Origin of the sequence: Buttiauxella sp. BIGb0471, assembly GCF_024807715.1 — a bacterium.
Classification (GTDB): domain Bacteria; phylum Pseudomonadota; class Gammaproteobacteria; order Enterobacterales; family Enterobacteriaceae; genus Buttiauxella; species Buttiauxella agrestis.
In genome coordinates, this window is record NZ_JANUEU010000002.1 from 340,328 (window position 1) to 358,194 (window position 17,867).

The window sequence follows — 17,867 nt, forward strand, 5'->3', positions numbered from 1 at the left end:
ACACCTACCTTCTAATGTGGATTTCTTATTCCCTGAACAATGGTTAGCACATTAGTGCTTATCGCCACCGCGCAGATAAATTACCCAGTACGTCAACCCAACCAGTACACCGCCACCAATGATGTTCCCAATAGTTACTGGGATCAGGTTATCAGTGATGAAGTTCAATACGGTCAAGTGTGTGAAATTGTCCGGAGACGACCCGACTGCGGTCCAGAATTCCGGGCTTGCAAAGTTGCGTACTACGATACCCAAAGGGATCATGAACATGTTTGCGATACTGTGCTCAAAACCACAAGCAACAAACATGGCGACCGGGAGGATCATAGCAAACATCTTATCCATCAAACTGCGGCCCGAGTAGCTCATCCAGACAGCCAGACAGACCATCAGGTTAGCCAAAATACCGAGGCATACAGCTTCAATAAAGGTGTGATGCATTTTGTGGTCTGCGGTTTGAAGCACATTCAGACCCCACGCACCATTTGCTGTCATATACATGCCTGACAACCAAATCAACACCACGAATAGCAACGCACCAACCAAGTTTCCGACGTAGACGTTAATCCAGTTCTTGGCTAGCTGACCCCAGGTGATTCGCCCGCTGGCTTTCGCAACAACGATTAACACCGTAGAGGTGAAAAGGTCGGCACCGCAGATGACACAAAGGATAAGCCCTAAGGAGAAGCAAGTACCACCAATCAGTTTTGCAATCCCAAATGGGATGGTCGCAGTACCCGTGGTAGCAGTGATGTAAAAGACAAAGGCAATCGAGATGAACATGCCCGCAGTTATCGCTAAATAAAACGTGGTCAGCGGGTGTTTTGTTGCTTTATAGACGCCAGCATCTTCGGCGACTTTCGCCATAGCGGCTGGGAGCAATAGATCAAAAGGGTTGTCAGCTTTCACACTAACTCTCTCTTATTTAATTCGGCGACGAGATACTAACAAAGCATTATAGAGTAAAATTTGATATGGATCATATCTCGCCAAGCTTATAGGCCTGAAAAAAGCAGGTGTTTACCTGTTTTTCAGCATAAGTGATTGATTTTGGTTATAAAAATAAAGTTTAAAGTTTATAATGTAATTTGATATTTAACCTCGGCGCTCCTGTGTCAGGTTAATTAGAATGGAGTATTTCTATAATTTGGCAACAATATTTATTGTTTTAAAATAATAATATTTCACCAATATTTAACTATTGAGTCACATATGAAATTATTGCGGCGACAATAAAAACACGGGGCAATAAAAATCGCCCCGTAATATAGCGTAAACCTTATGGTTTACGTACCTTTACTCAAGTTTTATTACTTTATTTCCAAAAAGCCGCTTTTGCGCGTTGCAGTTTTTCATACGCGCCTAACAATGCCTGATGGGCTGGGAAAGCTTTCAGATCGCTGTCTACAGCTTGCAAGCCATAGAATGGCGCTTCACCGCTCAGAGCAGCACTTGCCGCTTCGACTGTTTCTGCGCCGTACATACGTACGAAGGCATTCAGATATTGCAGCGGTTGGCGGTCTTCTTCCATCGCCAGTAACAGCAGGGTTTGCAGACAGCGATAGTAGTTCGCACGCTCAGGGCTGAAAATAGAGGCGTTGAACTCCATCGTCCATTCGGTCCAGATAAGCGCCTGTTCGGTATCACCACCCGCCAACGCCAGCATGGCTTTCAGCTCGCCAATACGTAGCGTGTACCAACCGTTGTCTTTACCGGTCGCCAGGCCGAGCAGTTCACGCACACGGGTGAAATCATCATGACCTTCTTCATCTAACTGCGAGATGAGACCCAGATAATCCTGTTTTTCCCACTCACTTCCTGGCAGCGCCAGAATGGTGTCGCGCAGGTGATAACCCATATTGTTATTGGCAAGCAGCAAATCTTCCGCAGGATAGATATCGGACATTCCAGGCACGATGATACGGCAAGCGTAAACATCCAGATGCTGGTAATCGGCGATGTACACTTCTTGATCTTCTGCGTCAAAGATGGCCATCAAAGTGGCGAATTCTTCTTCTGTTGTGCCGGAGAAACTCCAGTCAACAAACGGATAGTCAGCATCCTGCTTGAACATATCCCATGAAATCAGGCCGCTTGAGTCAATGAAGTGGGTTTCCAGGTTCGCGTGTTCGGCCACTTCTTCGTCATCAAAAGTAGGCGGAGTGAACACGTCCAGGTCTTTTAAACCACGGCCCTGAAGCAGTTCAGTCACGGTACGCTCCAGCGCAACACCAAAATCAGGATGCGCACCGAACGAAGCAAAACAGGTCCCGTTTGCTGGGTTGAATAGCACAACGCAGATAACCGGGTATTTGCCGCCCAATGAACCGTCGTAAGCGAAGATTGGGAAACCTTCAGCTTCCAGCGTGGCAATGGATTCAACCACGCCAGGATAGCGAGCCAACACTTCCTGCGGGATTTCCGGCAGGCTAATGCTTTCCGCGATAATGCGATTTTTAATGTAACGCTCAAAAACTTCTGAAAGTCCCTGAACACGGGCTTCGTTTGCGGTGTTCCCTGCAGACATCCCGTTAGAAACATACAAGTTCCCGATGATGTTCATCGGAATATAGACGGTTTCTTGATCCGATTGACGGGTAAATGGCAGGGCGCAGATCCCACGCTCTTCATTACCTGATTGCAGGTCAATCAGCATACCTGCGGTGACTTCGTTTTCAGGATCGTAGAATGCCCGCAGACGCTCGTCGAGAATACCTTCTGGCAACTGCTCATCTTCAGGAATCGGGAACCACTTCTCGTTTGGATAATGCACAAACGGGCCATTAGCAATGGTTTTACCCAACCAGAAATCAGCGAAGAAGTAATTGGTCGACAGGCGTTCGAAATATTCGCCCAACGCAGATGCTAATGCTGCTTTTTTAGTCGCACCCTTACCGTTGGTGAAGCACAGTGCGCTGTCTTTATCACGAATATGAACGGACCAGACGTTAGGGACCGGATTTAACCAGGAGGCTTCTTCTATATTAAAGCCAAGATCGGCAAGCTTGGTCTGGAAGCGAGCGATGGAATCTTCCAGAGCGGCATCTTTGCCAGGAATAAAGGTTTGAGTCATGAGGTTTCACTTTTGTCGTACGCAAAGCGCGCAATGATACGGGTTTTAGCCAACCGACGCTATCGTCAGCGGCAAGCAGGCGGCCTTAGCATAACAGGCTATGCTTATTGTCAGTAACCTACTGTTATGGCGGTATAAATGAAGAGTTTTGATCTCCAGCGGATGGCGCTAGACAAAGTCCCTTTAGATTTTCTGTGGGAAGTGGCTTTTCGTAGCCTTTACACCTTTGTGCTCGTGTTCCTGTTTTTAAAGATAACCGGGCGGCGTGGCGTAAGGCAGATGTCGTTGTTTGAAGTGTTGATAATTCTGACTCTTGGCTCAGCGGCAGGTGATGTGGCGTTTTATGACGATGTGCCGATGCTGCCTGTCTTCGTCGTATTTATGACGCTCGCTTGCTTATATCGTTTGGCGATGTGGTTGATGAGCCACAGTGAAAAACTCGAAAATCTGATGGAAGGAAAACCCGCGGTAATAATAGAAGAAGGTGAGTTTGCCTGGGAAAAAATGAAAGCTCAAAACATGACCGAATTTGAGTTCTTCATGGAACTACGCCTGCATGGTGTAGAGCATTTGGGGCAGGTTCGGCTGGCAATATTAGAAACCAACGGGCAGATTAGCGTCTATTACTTCCCCGATGATTTGGTCAGGCCGGGTTTATCTATATTGCCTGAGTATTGTAGCGAGCGTTTCGAGAGGGTTCCGGAGGATGGGGATTACGCCTGCATTCGATGTAGTGAAGTGTTGACGTTAAACGCAGGAAGAAAAATTCTTTGTCCACGCTGTAAACATCATCAATGGGTCAAAGCCAGCACGGCAACACGAGTCACCTGACGGGGGTTTATCGGGTGTTTAATTCAGCGATTAGTTGATTCTGTTGTGTGATTTTGCGCACATTACCGCACCATGCCGTATTAACCATTGCAGCCTCAGCATCTCAATGATAAAACCGAATATGTGGTAAAACTTATGACTCTAAGCGTGGTGAGGGGAAATGACTCAGGTATACAATTTTAGTTCCGGCCCGGCGATGCTACCGGCTGATGTACTTCGTCGTGCACAAAATGAACTCTGTGACTGGCAAGGTTTAGGCACCTCCGTAATGGAGATAAGCCACCGCAGTAAAGAGTTTATTCAGGTTGCTGAAGAAGCTGAAAAAGATTTTCGCGATCTGCTGCAAATCCCCTCGAACTACAAAGTTTTATTCTGTCACGGTGGTGGTCGCGGCCAATTCGCGGGCGTTCCGCTCAATATTCTGGGTGACAAAACTACCGCTGATTACGTTGACGGCGGCTACTGGGCGAGCAGTGCAGTAAAAGAAGCACATAAATACTGCAACCCAAATGTTATTGATGCCAAAGTCACTGTTGACGGTCTGCGCGCCATCAAACCGATGAGCGAATGGCAACTTTCTGAAAACAGTGCTTATTTGCATTTCTGCCCAAACGAAACCATCGATGGCATTGCTATTCATGAAGCGCCAGATTTTGGCGACACCGTTGTTGTTGCTGACTACTCATCTTCTATCTTATCGCATCCGATGGACGTAAGCCGCTTTGGCGTAATTTACGCTGGCGCGCAGAAGAACATCGGCCCTGCGGGTTTGACGTTGGTCATCGTGCGTGAAGATTTGCTCGGCAAGGCGCATAAAGCGTGCCCGTCGATTCTTGATTACACCGTGCTTAATGACAATGATTCTATGTTTAACACCCCGCCAACCTTCGCCTGGTATCTTTCAGGTCTGGTGTTTAAATGGCTGAAAGAGCAGGGCGGCGTTGAAGCGATGGACAAAATCAATCAGGCGAAAGCTGAGCTGTTGTACGGCGTGATTGATAAAAGCGATTTCTATCGTAACGATGTTGCTTCGGCGAACCGTTCACGCATGAACGTGCCATTCCAGTTGGCTGACAGCGCACTCGACAAACTGTTCCTCGAAGAATCCTTTGCTGCGGGTCTGCATGCGCTGAAAGGCCACCGCGTCGTCGGTGGGATGCGTGCCTCCATCTATAACGCCATGCCGCTTGAAGGCGTTAAAGCATTAACCAACTTTATGGTCGATTTTGAACGTCGCCACGGTTAATTGCTGTTAGTTGAGATTATCCCCGCGACATGCTTCGCGGGGTTTTTATTCTGTTTTGAGTTGAGAGTATTTTCCCCATGCTGGAATCCCTGACGTTACAACCCATCGCATTGGTCGACGGCACAATTAACCTCCCAGGTTCAAAAAGTGTTTCTAACCGAGCACTGCTACTTGCAGCGCTGGCTAATGGCACCACCGAACTGACTAATTTGCTGGATAGTGACGATGTGCGTCACATGCTTAACGCGCTGAAAGCCTTGGGAGCGAGTTATACACTTTCCGCCGATCGTACGCGTTGTGAAGTCACAGGAATGGGTGGCCCATTACAAGCATCGGGTGAGCTTGAACTGTTTTTAGGTAACGCGGGTACGGCAATGCGCCCTCTGGCGGCGGCATTGTGTCTGGGCAGTAACAACATCGTGCTGACGGGCGAACCGCGCATGAAAGAACGCCCAATCGGCCATTTGGTTGATGCTTTACGCCAGGGCGGCGCGCAGATTGATTACCTGGAGCAAGAAAACTATCCGCCGTTGCGTCTGCGTGGTGGTTTTAGTGGCGGGCAGGTTTCTGTCGATGGTAGTGTCTCCAGCCAGTTCTTGACCGCACTTTTAATGACGGCGCCACTGGCAGCAAACGACACCGAAATCACTATCAAAGGTGAGTTGGTCTCGAAACCTTATATCGACATCACACTGCACCTGATGAAAACTTTCGGTGTAGAAGTGGAAAACCGGGATTACCGTAGTTTTGTGATTCGTGGCAGCCAACAGTACACCTCACCAGGCGCTTATCTGGTGGAAGGTGATGCTTCATCTGCGTCCTATTTCCTCGCAGCTGGTGCCATTAAAGGCGGCACGGTAAAAGTGACCGGTATCGGGCGCAATAGCGTCCAGGGTGATATTCGCTTTGCAGATGTGCTCGAAGCAATGGGTGCAAAAGTGACGTGGGGAGAGGATTTTATCGCCTGCGAACGCGGAGAACTCAACGCTATTGATATGGATATGAACCATATTCCTGATGCAGCGATGACCATTGCAACTGCGGCTTTGTTTGCTAAAGGCACCACTACATTGCGCAATATTTATAACTGGCGCGTGAAAGAGACTGACCGCCTGAGTGCAATGGCTACAGAGTTGCGCAAAGTTGGAGCGGTGGTGGAAGAGGGCGAAGATTACATCACTGTGACTCCCCCCGCTCAGCTACAAGTTGCAGAAATCGGGACTTATAACGATCACCGCATGGCGATGTGTTTCTCGCTGGTGGCATTGTCGGACACACCGGTCACGATTCTTGATCCGAAATGTACAGCCAAAACCTTCCCGGACTACTTTGAACAATTAGCACGCATCAGCACTCTCGCGTAGCGTACAACATTATGCTCCGGTCACAGATCGTGTACCGGAGCCTATTTTAACTACACCGCTTAGTATCAATCCCGCGCTTAATATCAACTCCGTTTTCATACCCCTGCTTTTATTGCACCAGCGTGTACCGCTGTTAATCTCGCTTCCGATTTGATCGACAAATCAATGATTTGTTTCATGTATAGCTCATCAATGGAAGATAACTATGAAGACGTTAAAAATGGCACCCCTGTTAATTACAAAGTGTATTTGACCAGTGATGTAAATGCCTGGGCAATGGCTAACGGTTGTGTGCGTGCGTGTGTATAGCGGCCTGATGGATATGATGACTGATAACGAAGTGGAAGGCGTTTTGGGCCATGAAATGGGACACGTTGCGCTGGGTCACACTCGAGAAAAAATGCAAACGGCGTATGCGACAATGGCCGCTCGTGATGCAGTCTCAGCAACCAGTGGTGTCGCTTCGCAGCTATCTCAATCGCAACTTGGTGATTTGGCCGAAGGGGTCATCAATGCAACATTCTCGCGCAGTGAAGAATCTGAAGCGGATGATTTCTCATATGATTTGCTGAAAAAACGCGGTATCAGTACACAAGGCCTTGCCAGCAGTTTTGATAAACTGGCAACGCTGAGTGGAACAGCAAAATCTATGTTTGATTCACATCCACCTTCAACGGAACGTGCGCAGCATATTCGCGAACGTATAGCAGCTGATAAAAAATAATCTACCTCTCTGATTTTAGGGCTGGTTTTTTCCAGCCCTGTCTCAATTCGCGCAATTCTTCTACACTCAGCCCTATTAACGACGATAATTGGCACGAAAGATAACGGTCAGGGTTCTGGCGGCGTATAATACGCGGCGTTTCTATTTCAGGTCCGCAATTCCAGCGAGAGGAGAGTAAGATGACGGCATCCGCCCCGGTAATAACGATTGATGGCCCAAGCGGCGCAGGTAAAGGCACGCTTTGTAAAGCCATGGCGGAAGCGTTGCAATGGCATCTGCTTGATTCCGGCGCGATTTACCGCGTTCTGGCATTAGCGGCTCTGCATCACCAGGTAGATGTGACCTCTGAAGATGCATTGGTTCCGTTGGCCGCTCACCTTGATGTGCGCTTTGTTGCCAACAATGGCAACCTGGAAGTCATCCTCGAAGGCGAAGATGTCAGCGCTGAAATCCGTACCCAGGAAGTTGCCAACGCTGCTTCCCAAGTCGCTGCTTTCCCGCGTGTCCGCGAAGCCCTGTTGCGTCGCCAGCGTGCTTTCAGAGAAGCGCCTGGTCTGATTGCTGATGGACGTGATATGGGGACGGTTGTTTTCCCTGATGCACCAGTAAAAATATTCCTCGATGCGTCTTCCGAAGAGCGTGCGCACAGACGTATGCTACAGTTGCAGGAAAAGGGCTTTAGTGTTAACTTTGAGCGCCTTTTGGCAGAAATTAAAGAACGTGATGACCGTGACCGTAACCGTGCAGTAGCACCGTTAATGCCAGCCGCAGATGCGTTGGTGTTGGATTCAACCAGCATGTCCATTGAAGACGTCATCAAACAAGCGCTGAGTTATGCGCAGAAAATTTTAACACCAGCACAATAGCCAATATTGTGCTGGTGTGTGTTTTGTCATATTTGTCATGATATTGCCATAGTGGTATCCTGACATATCGGGTAGTTTTTTACCCCTGTAACCTAAACCCTGTCGGCATGGAGCCAATGGCGGGGTATGTGAAACAACCCCATTCGGCGGGATGCTAAATGGACGTTAAACTAAAGAACCTTGAAGATTAACAACATGACTGAATCTTTCGCTCAACTCTTTGAAGAATCCCTGAAAACAATCGAAACCCGTCCGGGTTCCATCGTTCGTGGCGTAGTAGTTGCTATCGACAAAGATATCGTACTGGTTGACGCTGGTCTGAAATCTGAGTCTGCAATTCCTGTAGAGCAGTTCAAAAATGCTGCTGGCGAACTGGAAATCCAGGTTGGTGACGAAGTTGATGTTGCTCTGGACGCTGTTGAAGATGGCTTTGGCGAAACTCTGCTGTCCCGTGAAAAAGCTAAGCGTCACGAAGCTTGGATCACGCTGGAAAAAGCTTACGAAGAAGCTGAGACTGTGGTCGGTATCATCAACGGCAAAGTTAAGGGTGGCTTCACTGTAGAGCTGAACGGTATTCGTGCGTTCCTGCCAGGTTCACTGGTAGATGTTCGTCCGGTACGTGACACTCTGCACCTGGAAGGCAAAGAGCTTGAGTTCAAAGTCATCAAGCTGGACCAGAAGCGTAACAACGTTGTTGTTTCTCGTCGTGCAGTTATCGAATCCGAAAACAGCGCAGAACGTGATCAACTGCTGGAAAACCTGCAAGAAGGCATGGAAGTTAAAGGTATCGTTAAGAACCTTACTGACTACGGTGCATTCGTTGATCTGGGCGGCGTTGACGGCCTGCTGCACATCACTGATATGGCATGGAAACGCGTTAAGCATCCAAGCGAAATCGTGAATGTTGGCGATGAAATTACCGTTAAAGTACTGAAGTTCGACCGTGAGCGTACTCGTGTGTCTCTGGGTCTGAAGCAACTGGGCGAAGATCCATGGGTCGCAATCGCTAAGCGTTATCCAGAAGGTACCAAACTGACTGGTCGCGTGACTAATCTGACTGATTACGGCTGCTTCGTAGAAATCGAAGAAGGCGTTGAAGGCCTGGTTCACGTTTCCGAAATGGATTGGACCAACAAAAACATCCACCCATCCAAAGTTGTTAACGTTGGTGATGTAGTGGAAGTTATGGTTCTGGATATCGACGAAGAACGTCGTCGTATCTCCCTGGGTCTGAAGCAGTGCAAATCTAACCCATGGCAGCTGTTCGCTGAAACCCACAACAAGGGCGACCGCGTTGAAGGTAAAATCAAGTCAATCACTGACTTCGGTATCTTCATCGGCCTGGACGGTGGCATCGACGGCCTGGTTCACCTGTCTGATATCTCCTGGAACGTTGCAGGCGAAGAAGCAGTTCGTGAATACAAGAAAGGCGACGAAATCGCGGCTGTGGTTCTGCAAGTTGACGCAGAGCGTGAGCGTATCTCCCTGGGTGTTAAACAACTCGCAGAAGATCCGTTCAACAACTACGTTGCACTGAACAAGAAAGGTACTATCGTTACTGGTAAAGTAACAGCAGTTGACGCGAAAGGTGCTACAGTTGAATTAGCAGATGGCGTAGAAGGCTACCTGCGTGCTTCTGAAGCTTCCCGTGACCGCGTTGAAGATGCAACTCTGGTTCTGAGCGTAGGCGACGACGTTGAAGCTAAATTCACCGGTGTTGACCGTAAAAACCGTGTTGTGAGCCTGTCTGTTCGTGCTAAGGACGAAGCTGACGAGAAAGATGCAATCGCTACTGTTAACAACAAACAGGAAGATGCACCTAACTTCTCTAACGCTATGGCTGAAGCATTCAAAGCAGCTAAAGGCGAGTAATCGTCTGAGCACTAAATCAGGGCGGCTACGGCCGCCCTTGTTCGATTGATAGCTGTAAGTTAATTTTCCTGAAAGGAAACCGGAGGAATCATGACCAAGTCAGAATTGATAGAAAGACTTGCAACTTCGCAATCTCACATCCCGGCGAAAGCTGTAGAAGATGCAGTGAAAGAGATGCTGGAGCATATGGCCTCTACTCTCGCCCAAGGTGAGCGTATTGAAATCCGGGGTTTCGGCAGTTTTTCCTTACACTATCGCGCACCTCGCACCGGACGTAATCCAAAAACTGGCGATAAAGTGGATCTGGAAGGCAAATACGTTCCGCACTTTAAACCAGGTAAAGAATTGCGTGACCGCGCCAACATTTACGGTAATTAAGTCTTCGGACTTGATCCTCAAGAACGGCACCTCAGGGTGCCGTTTTTTTATACTCAAAATCTGTCTTTTCGAGCAGACTCGCAAAATTCATGAGCGTTACTTTTTAGAGCGTAAAACCCTGGAACCCTCATCGGAAAGGCAATAAAACCAGACTGACTCTAATGATTAGATATCTCAGACTGCCTTCAACAAGGAGGTTCTGTGAACAATCTAATCGGTCTGTGTTTTTGCATAATTATTGGCATAATCCCCTTAATGGTGCTTCCTGCTATTCCTGCTGGCAATGTTATAGCCGCACTGTTCGTCATCGCCTTGTGCCTGGCTTTTATTCCATTCCGATTGATGCGTTTCGTTGCAGTTATTGTGATTTGTTTTGGCTGGGCGCTTTTCAGTGCAGGGCAGAGTCTTATGCCCTTCGAAAGGTGGGCGGCGAAACCCGTTGTCGTCGAAGCGGCGGTTACTCGCACGGATGGAAAACAGAACCATGAGCTGCAAATAATCTCGGTAGAAGGCAAATCCATTTTCCCAACCTTTGGTATCAGAAGTCAGGGAACTTACCTGGCAGGAAGTGTGTGCGCAGGGCAGCGCTGGCGCATGAAAGTCCTGCTTCGCCCGGTTCATGGCCAACTTAATGAGGGCGGTTTTGATAGCCAAAGATACGCACTTGCACAGCATCAGCCTTTTAGTGCGCGTATTATTTCGGCTCAACAAATCTCTGAAAAATGCAGCTTGCGGGCACATTGGCTTGCTGCAGTAGAGGGAGTGACCGATTCATTGCCTTATCAGGGTGTTATTCTGGCGTTGGCTTTTGGTGAACGTTCAGGCGTGAGTGATGAACAAAAGAACTTATTGCGCCAGAGTGGCACCGCTCATCTGATGGCGATTTCCGGGATGCATATTTCACTGGCGGCCATGGTCGGTTGGTTACTGGCGCGTTTGTTGCAACTGAGTTTTCCGGCCCATCGAATTCACTACAGGATGCCCTTAATAGCCAGTGTCATAGCCGCCGGCGTATATACCTGGCTTGCTGGCGGAAATCCTCCGGCAGTAAGAGCATTGATTGGCTTGAACATCTGGTTATTACTTAAGTTACAAGGCCGAAGCTGGTCGGGATGGGAAGTCTGGTTGTGTTGTATTGCCGGTATCCTGATTTACGATCCGCTAGCGGTATTATCAGACAGTTTTTGGTTATCGATACTTGCCGTGGCGGCACTTAATTTTTGGTATCAATGGATGCCGCTTCCGCGCAGTGTGGCAACGGCGCGATGGTTCTGTCGATATCCGCTTTATTTATTACACCTTCAAATTGGCATTATGCTTTTACTGATGCCGCTCCAAATTTTTATCTTTCACGGAATCAGCCTCAGTGCGCTGTTTGCCAACGTGTTTGCGGTCCCGCTGATTTCATTTGTTGTTGTCCCATTGCTGCTTGCCGGATTAGTGTTGACCCCAGTTCCGTGGCTCGGTGAACACTTATGGTGGGCAGTTGACCGCTTTTTAGCACTGCTATTTAACGCTTTATCTCTGTTACCAGACGGTTGGCTGACTGTAGACAGGCGTTTCCAGGCATTGAGCCTGAGCGGTTGGTTAACTGTCATTATCCATCGTTTATCACTTTGGCGGAGCTCATTTGTATCAGTAGTAGCGCTGATGTTGTCTCTGGCTGCTTCTACAATGCGAGTAGATAAAAAAGATGATTCATGGCAGGTGGTTATGCTGGATGTGGGGCATGGGCTAGCTATCGCCCTGATCAGGCAAGGAAAAGTGTTTTTATATGACACCGGGAATGCCTGGCCTGGCGGTGACGCTGCGCAACAAGTCATTATTCCATGGTTGCGTTGGCATCATTTGTCACTCGAGCAAGTTGTCATAAGCCATGAACATCTTGACCATAGAGGGGGGTTAAACAGCCTACAACGTGAATGGCCAGCTATAAAAGTTCGTAGCCCTTTACGCTGGGCGGGGCATAATCCTTGTTTTCAAGGTGAGAAATGGCAGTGGCAGAAATTACAATTTACCGTGCTCTGGCCACCCGTTTCACCCACTTCGACCGGTAATAATGGCTCATGTGTTGTTATGGTGAGCGACGGACATTTTCGTATTTTATTAACCGGGGATGTGGAAGCTGAAGCAGAATTGGCTATGCTGAAGAGGCGATGGGGCATCTTACATGCTGATATTATTCAGGTACCTCATCATGGCAGCCGTACATCATCTGGTGCTCCCTTACTACGAGCGGTCGCTGGAACTGCGGCACTTGCCTCAACATCGCGCTATAACGCATGGCATTTACCTTCTGGAAAAGTAGTCAAACGCTATCAGTCGCAGGGGTACACCTGGTACGACACTGCGCAATCAGGCCAACTTACTATCGATATAAATAGTGATAAATGGCAAATCAATAGCCTCAGAGCTCAAATTTCACCCCGTTGGTATCATCAGTGGTTTGGTGTATCCCGGGATAATGGGTAGAATATGCGGCTATTTCATCTAATGCTGGTTTACTGAATGCATAACGATAAAGATCTTTCCACATGGCAGACCTTCCGCCGCCTTTGGCCGATGATTGCTCCTTTTAAGCCAGGTCTGATTGTGGCTGGTATTGCGTTAATCCTCAACGCTGCCAGTGATACCTATATGCTGTCTTTACTCAAACCGTTACTGGATGATGGTTTTGGAAAAACCGATAAATCGGTTTTACTCTGGATGCCTTTAGTTGTTATCGCACTGATGGTGCTGCGTGGCGTAACAAGCTATGTTTCCAGCTACTGTATCTCCTGGGTTTCAGGGCACGTGGTTATGAACATGCGTCGTCGTTTGTTCAGTCATATGATGGGGATGCCTGTTGCATTCTTTGACCAACAGTCAACGGGGACTCTGCTCTCGCGTATCACTTATGACTCCGAACAAGTTGCCTCGTCTTCTTCCAGCGCATTAATAACAGTTGTCCGTGAAGGTGCTTCAATCATCGGCCTGTTTGTATTGATGTTCTGGTATAGCTGGCAGCTTTCGCTGATTCTGATTGTGCTGGCACCTATCGTTTCTTTTGCTATCCGCTTTGTTTCAAAGCGTTTTCGTAATATCAGCAAAAATATGCAGAACACGATGGGCCAAGTGACAACCAGTGCTGAGCAAATGCTGAAAGGTCATAAAGAAGTGTTGATCTTCGGCGGTCAGGATGTTGAAACCGAACGTTTCAACAAGGTCAGTAACCGTATGCGTCTTCAGGGCATGAAACTGGTGTCTGCATCGTCTATCTCTGACCCGATCATTCAGCTCATCGCTTCTCTGGCTCTGGCTTTCGTCATTTATGCGGCAAGCTTCCCAAGTGTGATGGAAACACTGACTGCCGGTACTATCACGGTTGTGTTCTCTTCCATGATTGCTCTGATGCGTCCGTTGAAATCATTAACCAACGTCAACGCACAGTTCCAACGTGGTATGGCCGCATGCCAGACGCTGTTCTCTATTCTCGATACTGAGCAAGAGAAAGACACCGGGACTCGCGTGATTGAGCGTGCTAAAGGTGATGTTGAATTCCGTGATGTGACCTTTACTTACCCTGGCCGCGATGTGCCTGCACTGCGCAGCATCAACCTGAATATTCCAGCAGGGAAAACGGTAGCGCTTGTCGGGCGTTCGGGGTCGGGGAAATCCACCATCGCAAGCCTGATGACGCGTTTTTACGATATTCAGGAAGGCAACATTACGATTGATGGTGTGGATATTCGTGAATACACCCTGTCTTCTCTGCGTAATCAGGTAGCTCTTGTTTCGCAAAATGTTCATTTATTCAATGACACTATTGCGAACAACATTGCCTATGCGCGCAATGAACAGTATTCGCGTGCAGATATCGAAAAAGCTGCGCAAATGGCTTATGCCATGGACTTTATCAGTAAGATGGATAATGGCCTGGATACCGTCATTGGTGAAAATGGCGTGCTTCTTTCAGGCGGCCAACGTCAGCGTATTGCCATTGCCCGCGCATTGTTACGCGACAGTCCAATCCTGATTCTTGATGAAGCAACATCTGCTTTGGATACCGAGTCAGAACGTGCAATTCAGGCTGCACTGGATGAACTGCAGAAAAACCGTACTTCTCTGGTCATTGCTCACCGTTTATCAACTATTGAACAGGCTGATGAAATTGTCGTGGTAGAGGACGGTCGCATTGTGGAACGTGGTGCTCACGTCGAACTGCTTGAGCACCGTGGAGTCTATGCGCAACTGCATCGGATGCAATTCGGTTCATGATTGAACGCATTTGGTCGGGAAAATCTCCCCTCTATCTTTTGCTATTACCGCTCTCCTGGCTTTATGGCCTGGTGAGCGGTGCTATTCGTCTTAGCTATAAAATAGGGTTACAAAAAAGCTGGCGCGCTCCTGTGCCAGTGGTGGTGGTCGGGAATCTGACTGCGGGTGGTAACGGCAAAACTCCGGTTGTTATCTGGCTGGTTGAGCAACTACAGCAGCGTGGTATTCGTGTTGGCGTGGTCTCGCGGGGTTATGGTGGTAAAGCAGAATCCTACCCATTGTTGTTGAACCCGGATAGCACTACTACCCAGGCGGGTGATGAACCCGTACTTATCTATCAGCGCACTGGTGCCGCAGTCGCTGTGGCTCCCCGTCGTAGTGATGCGGTAAAAATACTGGTGGAAAAAGTACAACCGCAATTGATTATTACCGATGACGGTTTGCAGCATTATGCGCTGGCTCGTGATAAAGAAATTGTGGTTGTTGACGGCATCAGGCGATTTGGCAACGGCTGGTGGTTACCGGCAGGGCCAATGCGTGAACGTACAGGCCGTCTGGCGTCTGTGGATGCCGTTATCACAAATGGTGGTGTGGCAAAAGCGGGAGAAATCTCGATGGCGCTCTATCCCGGTGATGCAGTCAATTTGTTGACCGGAGAAAAGCGCCCGGTAGATCTGTTGACAAATGTGGTTGCAATGGCTGGCATTGGACATCCACCACGCTTTTTTGCCACGTTGCAGCAATGTGGTGTAAATCCAGTTCACACCGTCAGTCTTGGCGATCACCAGGCACTGAGTGAAAGTGATGTGGAAAAACTCGTTCAGACGGGGCAAACCTTGTTAATGACCGAGAAAGATGCGGTGAAGTGTCGTGCTTTCGTTAACGGTCATGATAACTGGTGGTACTTACCGGTCGATGCGCATCTGGCGCAACCTCAGGCCGATGAATTATTGCACTCATTATTGGCGCTGGTGCGCTAAACAAAAGTTCGCGCACCAGAATTCAAGTTTGCTGACGACAGGTACTCTTTCATGTCTGTACCGCAACTGACTTTACGTGCAGCCCGCAACCTTCATCTGGCAGCACAGGGCTTATTACAAAAACCTCGCCGTCGTCCAAAACCTTCCGATGTTATCGCTGCGATTTCTCGCATGTCACTGCTTCAGATTGACACGATCAATATTGTTGCCCGAAGCCCTTACCTCGTCTTATTCAGTCGCATTGGCAGCTATCCGCAAAGCTGGTTAGATGATGCTCTGCTTGGTGGTGAGTTAATGGAATATTGGGCGCATGAAGCCTGCTTTTTGCCGCGAAAAGATTTCGCGTTGATACGCCACCGGATGCTGAATCCAGAAAAGATGGGCTGGAAATATCGCCCTGAATGGATGGTAGAACATGCCGCAGAAATCGAAAAACTTTTAGCCCATATCGAATGCAACGGCCCTGTTAGATCTGCTGATTTTGAACACCCGCGCAAAGGTGCTAGTGGGTGGTGGGAATGGAAGCCACATAAAAAGCACCTTGAAGGTTTGTTCACCGCCGGAAAAGTTATGGTGGTTGAACGACGTAATTTTCAAAGGGTGTACGATCTCACCTCACGTGTTATGCCGCACTGGAATGATGATTTGCATCTCATTCATCAGCAAGAAGCAGAACAACAAATGCTTGCAAACAGTGCCCGTAGTCTGGGAATTTTCCGCCCCGAATGGCTAGCTGACTATTACCGACTAAAGAATATCTCGCTCAAACCCCTGCTTGCACAATGGCAAGAGAACGGCATCGTGACTCGGGTCGATGTGGAGGGGATTGGTGAAATGTGGCTGCATCATGAGCAGTTGCCATTAATGGAAAAAGCCGAGAAAAATACCCTACGCGCCACGCATAGTGCGGTGCTTTCTCCTTTCGATCCGGTGGTATGGGATCGCAAACGTGCTGAAGTGTTGTTCGGATTCTCATATCGCCTTGAATGCTACACGCCTGCTGAAAAGCGCAAATACGGTTACTTTGTGCTTCCATTACTGCATCAAGGGGCTTTAGTCGGTCGTATTGATGCAAAAATGCATCGTAAAATCGGTGAGCTGGAAATTATCAGTCTCTATCTTGAAGACGGTGTTAAACCGGGTCAGGCATTGATCAATGGCTTGTACTCGGCACTGACAGATTTTGCTCAATGGCAAAATGCGAGCCGGATTCTTCTTGGAAATATTCCCGCCGTTTTAGCTTCATCCTGGGGTGAAGGCTGGGAAATTAGCCCGGAAAGCCCGTGAATTATGTTATTCTGCTGCCTTTGATGGCAGCCATTCTGGAGTAACCATGGATCATCGATTACTTGAAATCATTGCTTGCCCGGTATGTAACGGCAAGTTGTACTTTAATCAGGAAAAGCAGGAGCTTATCTGCAAACCTGATCACCTGGCGTTTCCTCTGCGCGATGGTATTCCAGTGCTGCTGGAGACTGAAGCTCGAGTTTTGACTTCTGACGAGACGAATCCATGAGTTTTGTGGCAATTATTCCTGCTCGCTATGCTTCGACACGTTTGCCGGGCAAACCTCTGAAAGACATCAACGGTAAACCGATGGTGGTGCATGTTCTGGAGCGCGCCCGCGAATCGGGTGCCGATCGCATCATCGTTGCAACCGACCATGAAGATGTTGCACGTGCGGTTGAAGCGGCTGGTGGTGAAGTTTGTATGACCCGCGCCGATCACCATTCTGGCACCGAACGTCTTGCTGAAGTTATTGAAAAATATAATTTTAGTGATGATACCGTGATTGTGAATGTGCAGGGTGATGAGCCGATGATCCCTCCGGTTATCATTCGCCAGGTCGCGCTCAATCTGGCAAACAGTCAGGCGGGAATGGCGACACTGGCTGTGCCAATCGACTCTGCGGAAGAAGCCTTCAATCCCAATGCAGTGAAAGTCGTGATGGATGCGCAGGGTTATGCACTTTATTTCTCCCGTGCGACGATTCCATGGGATAGAGATCGCTTTGCCCAGTCGCGTGAAACAATTGGTGATTCTCTGCTGCGCCACATCGGTATCTACGGCTATCGCGCCGGTTTTATCCGCCGCTATGTGACCTGGGAACCTAGCCAGCTCGAACAAATCGAAATGCTTGAACAGTTACGCGTTTTGTGGAATGGTGAAAAAATCCATGTCGCTGTCGCTAAAGAAATTCCGAGTATTGGCGTTGATACGCCGGAAGATTTGGAACGCGTTCGCCAGGCAATGCGCTAATCCTTCTTCTCTAATAA

General features: G+C 48.5%; 14 protein-coding genes and 1 pseudogene. 13 read left to right on the top strand and 2 right to left on the bottom strand.

Going from position 1 to position 17,867, the window contains the following annotated elements:
- Nucleotides 1-51: 51 nt before the first annotated feature.
- Together focA and ycaO are read right to left on the bottom strand one after the other, a co-directional pair.
- Nucleotides 52-909, bottom strand: coding sequence for a formate transporter FocA (focA, locus tag M2371_RS08110; protein ID WP_034494317.1), 858 nt, complete (start codon nucleotides 907-909; stop codon nucleotides 52-54).
- A gap of 406 nt (nucleotides 910-1,315) precedes the next feature.
- A complete protein-coding gene (gene ycaO / locus M2371_RS08115; RefSeq protein WP_259267425.1) occupies nucleotides 1,316-3,073 on the bottom strand; it encodes a 30S ribosomal protein S12 methylthiotransferase accessory factor YcaO in 1,758 nt (585 codons plus the stop codon).
- A gap of 138 nt (nucleotides 3,074-3,211) precedes the next feature.
- Here ycaO and M2371_RS08120 point away from each other — a divergent pair, with 138 nt between their 5' ends.
- The 13 genes and pseudogenes from M2371_RS08120 to kdsB all read left to right on the top strand — a co-directional run bounded on the left by M2371_RS08120 (nucleotide 3,212) and on the right by kdsB (nucleotide 17,850).
- Entirely contained in the window at nucleotides 3,212-3,904 is a 693-nt protein-coding gene (locus tag M2371_RS08120) for a DUF421 domain-containing protein (RefSeq protein WP_259267426.1), read from the top strand.
- Between the two features lie 160 nt (nucleotides 3,905-4,064).
- Nucleotides 4,065-5,150 (top strand): 3-phosphoserine/phosphohydroxythreonine transaminase, encoded by a 1,086-nt coding sequence (gene serC / locus M2371_RS08125; protein WP_259267427.1) that lies wholly within the window; start codon nucleotides 4,065-4,067, stop codon nucleotides 5,148-5,150.
- An 80-nt stretch (nucleotides 5,151-5,230) separates the two neighbouring features.
- Nucleotides 5,231-6,514: a 3-phosphoshikimate 1-carboxyvinyltransferase gene (aroA, locus tag M2371_RS08130; protein WP_259267705.1), complete on the top strand. Its 1,284-nt coding sequence runs from the start codon at nucleotides 5,231-5,233 to the stop codon at nucleotides 6,512-6,514.
- A gap of 219 nt (nucleotides 6,515-6,733) precedes the next feature.
- Nucleotides 6,734-7,238 (top strand): annotated as a pseudogene (locus tag M2371_RS08135) (M48 family metalloprotease); the annotation flags it as partial.
- 179 nt (nucleotides 7,239-7,417) lie between these two features.
- The gene (cmk, locus tag M2371_RS08140) at nucleotides 7,418-8,104 is read left to right on the top strand and encodes a (d)CMP kinase (protein ID WP_259267428.1); all 687 of its coding nucleotides are present in this window, start codon (nucleotides 7,418-7,420) and stop codon (nucleotides 8,102-8,104) included.
- A 195-nt stretch (nucleotides 8,105-8,299) separates the two neighbouring features.
- Nucleotides 8,300-9,976, top strand: a complete 1,677-nt coding sequence (gene rpsA, locus M2371_RS08145) for a 30S ribosomal protein S1 (protein ID WP_034456368.1) — start codon at nucleotides 8,300-8,302, stop codon at nucleotides 9,974-9,976.
- 90 nt (nucleotides 9,977-10,066) lie between these two features.
- Nucleotides 10,067-10,354 carry an integration host factor subunit beta gene (ihfB, locus tag M2371_RS08150; protein WP_034494322.1) on the top strand — a complete coding sequence of 96 codons (288 nt, stop codon included), beginning with the start codon at nucleotides 10,067-10,069 and terminating at the stop codon, nucleotides 10,352-10,354.
- 201 nt (nucleotides 10,355-10,555) lie between these two features.
- Nucleotides 10,556-12,826 carry a ComEC family protein gene (locus M2371_RS08155; protein WP_259267429.1) on the top strand — a complete coding sequence of 757 codons (2,271 nt, stop codon included), beginning with the start codon at nucleotides 10,556-10,558 and terminating at the stop codon, nucleotides 12,824-12,826.
- Nucleotides 12,827-12,862: 36 nt separating this feature from the next.
- On the top strand, nucleotides 12,863-14,611 hold the full coding sequence (msbA, locus tag M2371_RS08160; protein ID WP_034494324.1) for a lipid A ABC transporter ATP-binding protein/permease MsbA: 1,749 nt from the start codon (nucleotides 12,863-12,865) through the stop codon (nucleotides 14,609-14,611).
- Entirely contained in the window at nucleotides 14,608-15,591 is a 984-nt protein-coding gene (gene lpxK, locus M2371_RS08165) for a tetraacyldisaccharide 4'-kinase (protein ID WP_172895007.1), read from the top strand. Before msbA ends, lpxK begins: the two co-directional genes overlap by 4 nt.
- Before the next feature lie 51 nt (nucleotides 15,592-15,642).
- Nucleotides 15,643-16,878: a winged helix-turn-helix domain-containing protein gene (locus tag M2371_RS08170; RefSeq protein WP_259267430.1), complete on the top strand. Its 1,236-nt coding sequence runs from the start codon at nucleotides 15,643-15,645 to the stop codon at nucleotides 16,876-16,878.
- Between the two features lie 46 nt (nucleotides 16,879-16,924).
- Entirely contained in the window at nucleotides 16,925-17,107 is a 183-nt protein-coding gene (ycaR, locus tag M2371_RS08175) for a protein YcaR (protein WP_034494329.1), read from the top strand.
- Nucleotides 17,104-17,850 (top strand): 3-deoxy-manno-octulosonate cytidylyltransferase, encoded by a 747-nt coding sequence (gene kdsB, locus M2371_RS08180; RefSeq protein WP_034494330.1) that lies wholly within the window; start codon nucleotides 17,104-17,106, stop codon nucleotides 17,848-17,850. Before ycaR ends, kdsB begins: the two co-directional genes overlap by 4 nt.
- Nucleotides 17,851-17,867: the final 17 nt, after the last annotated feature.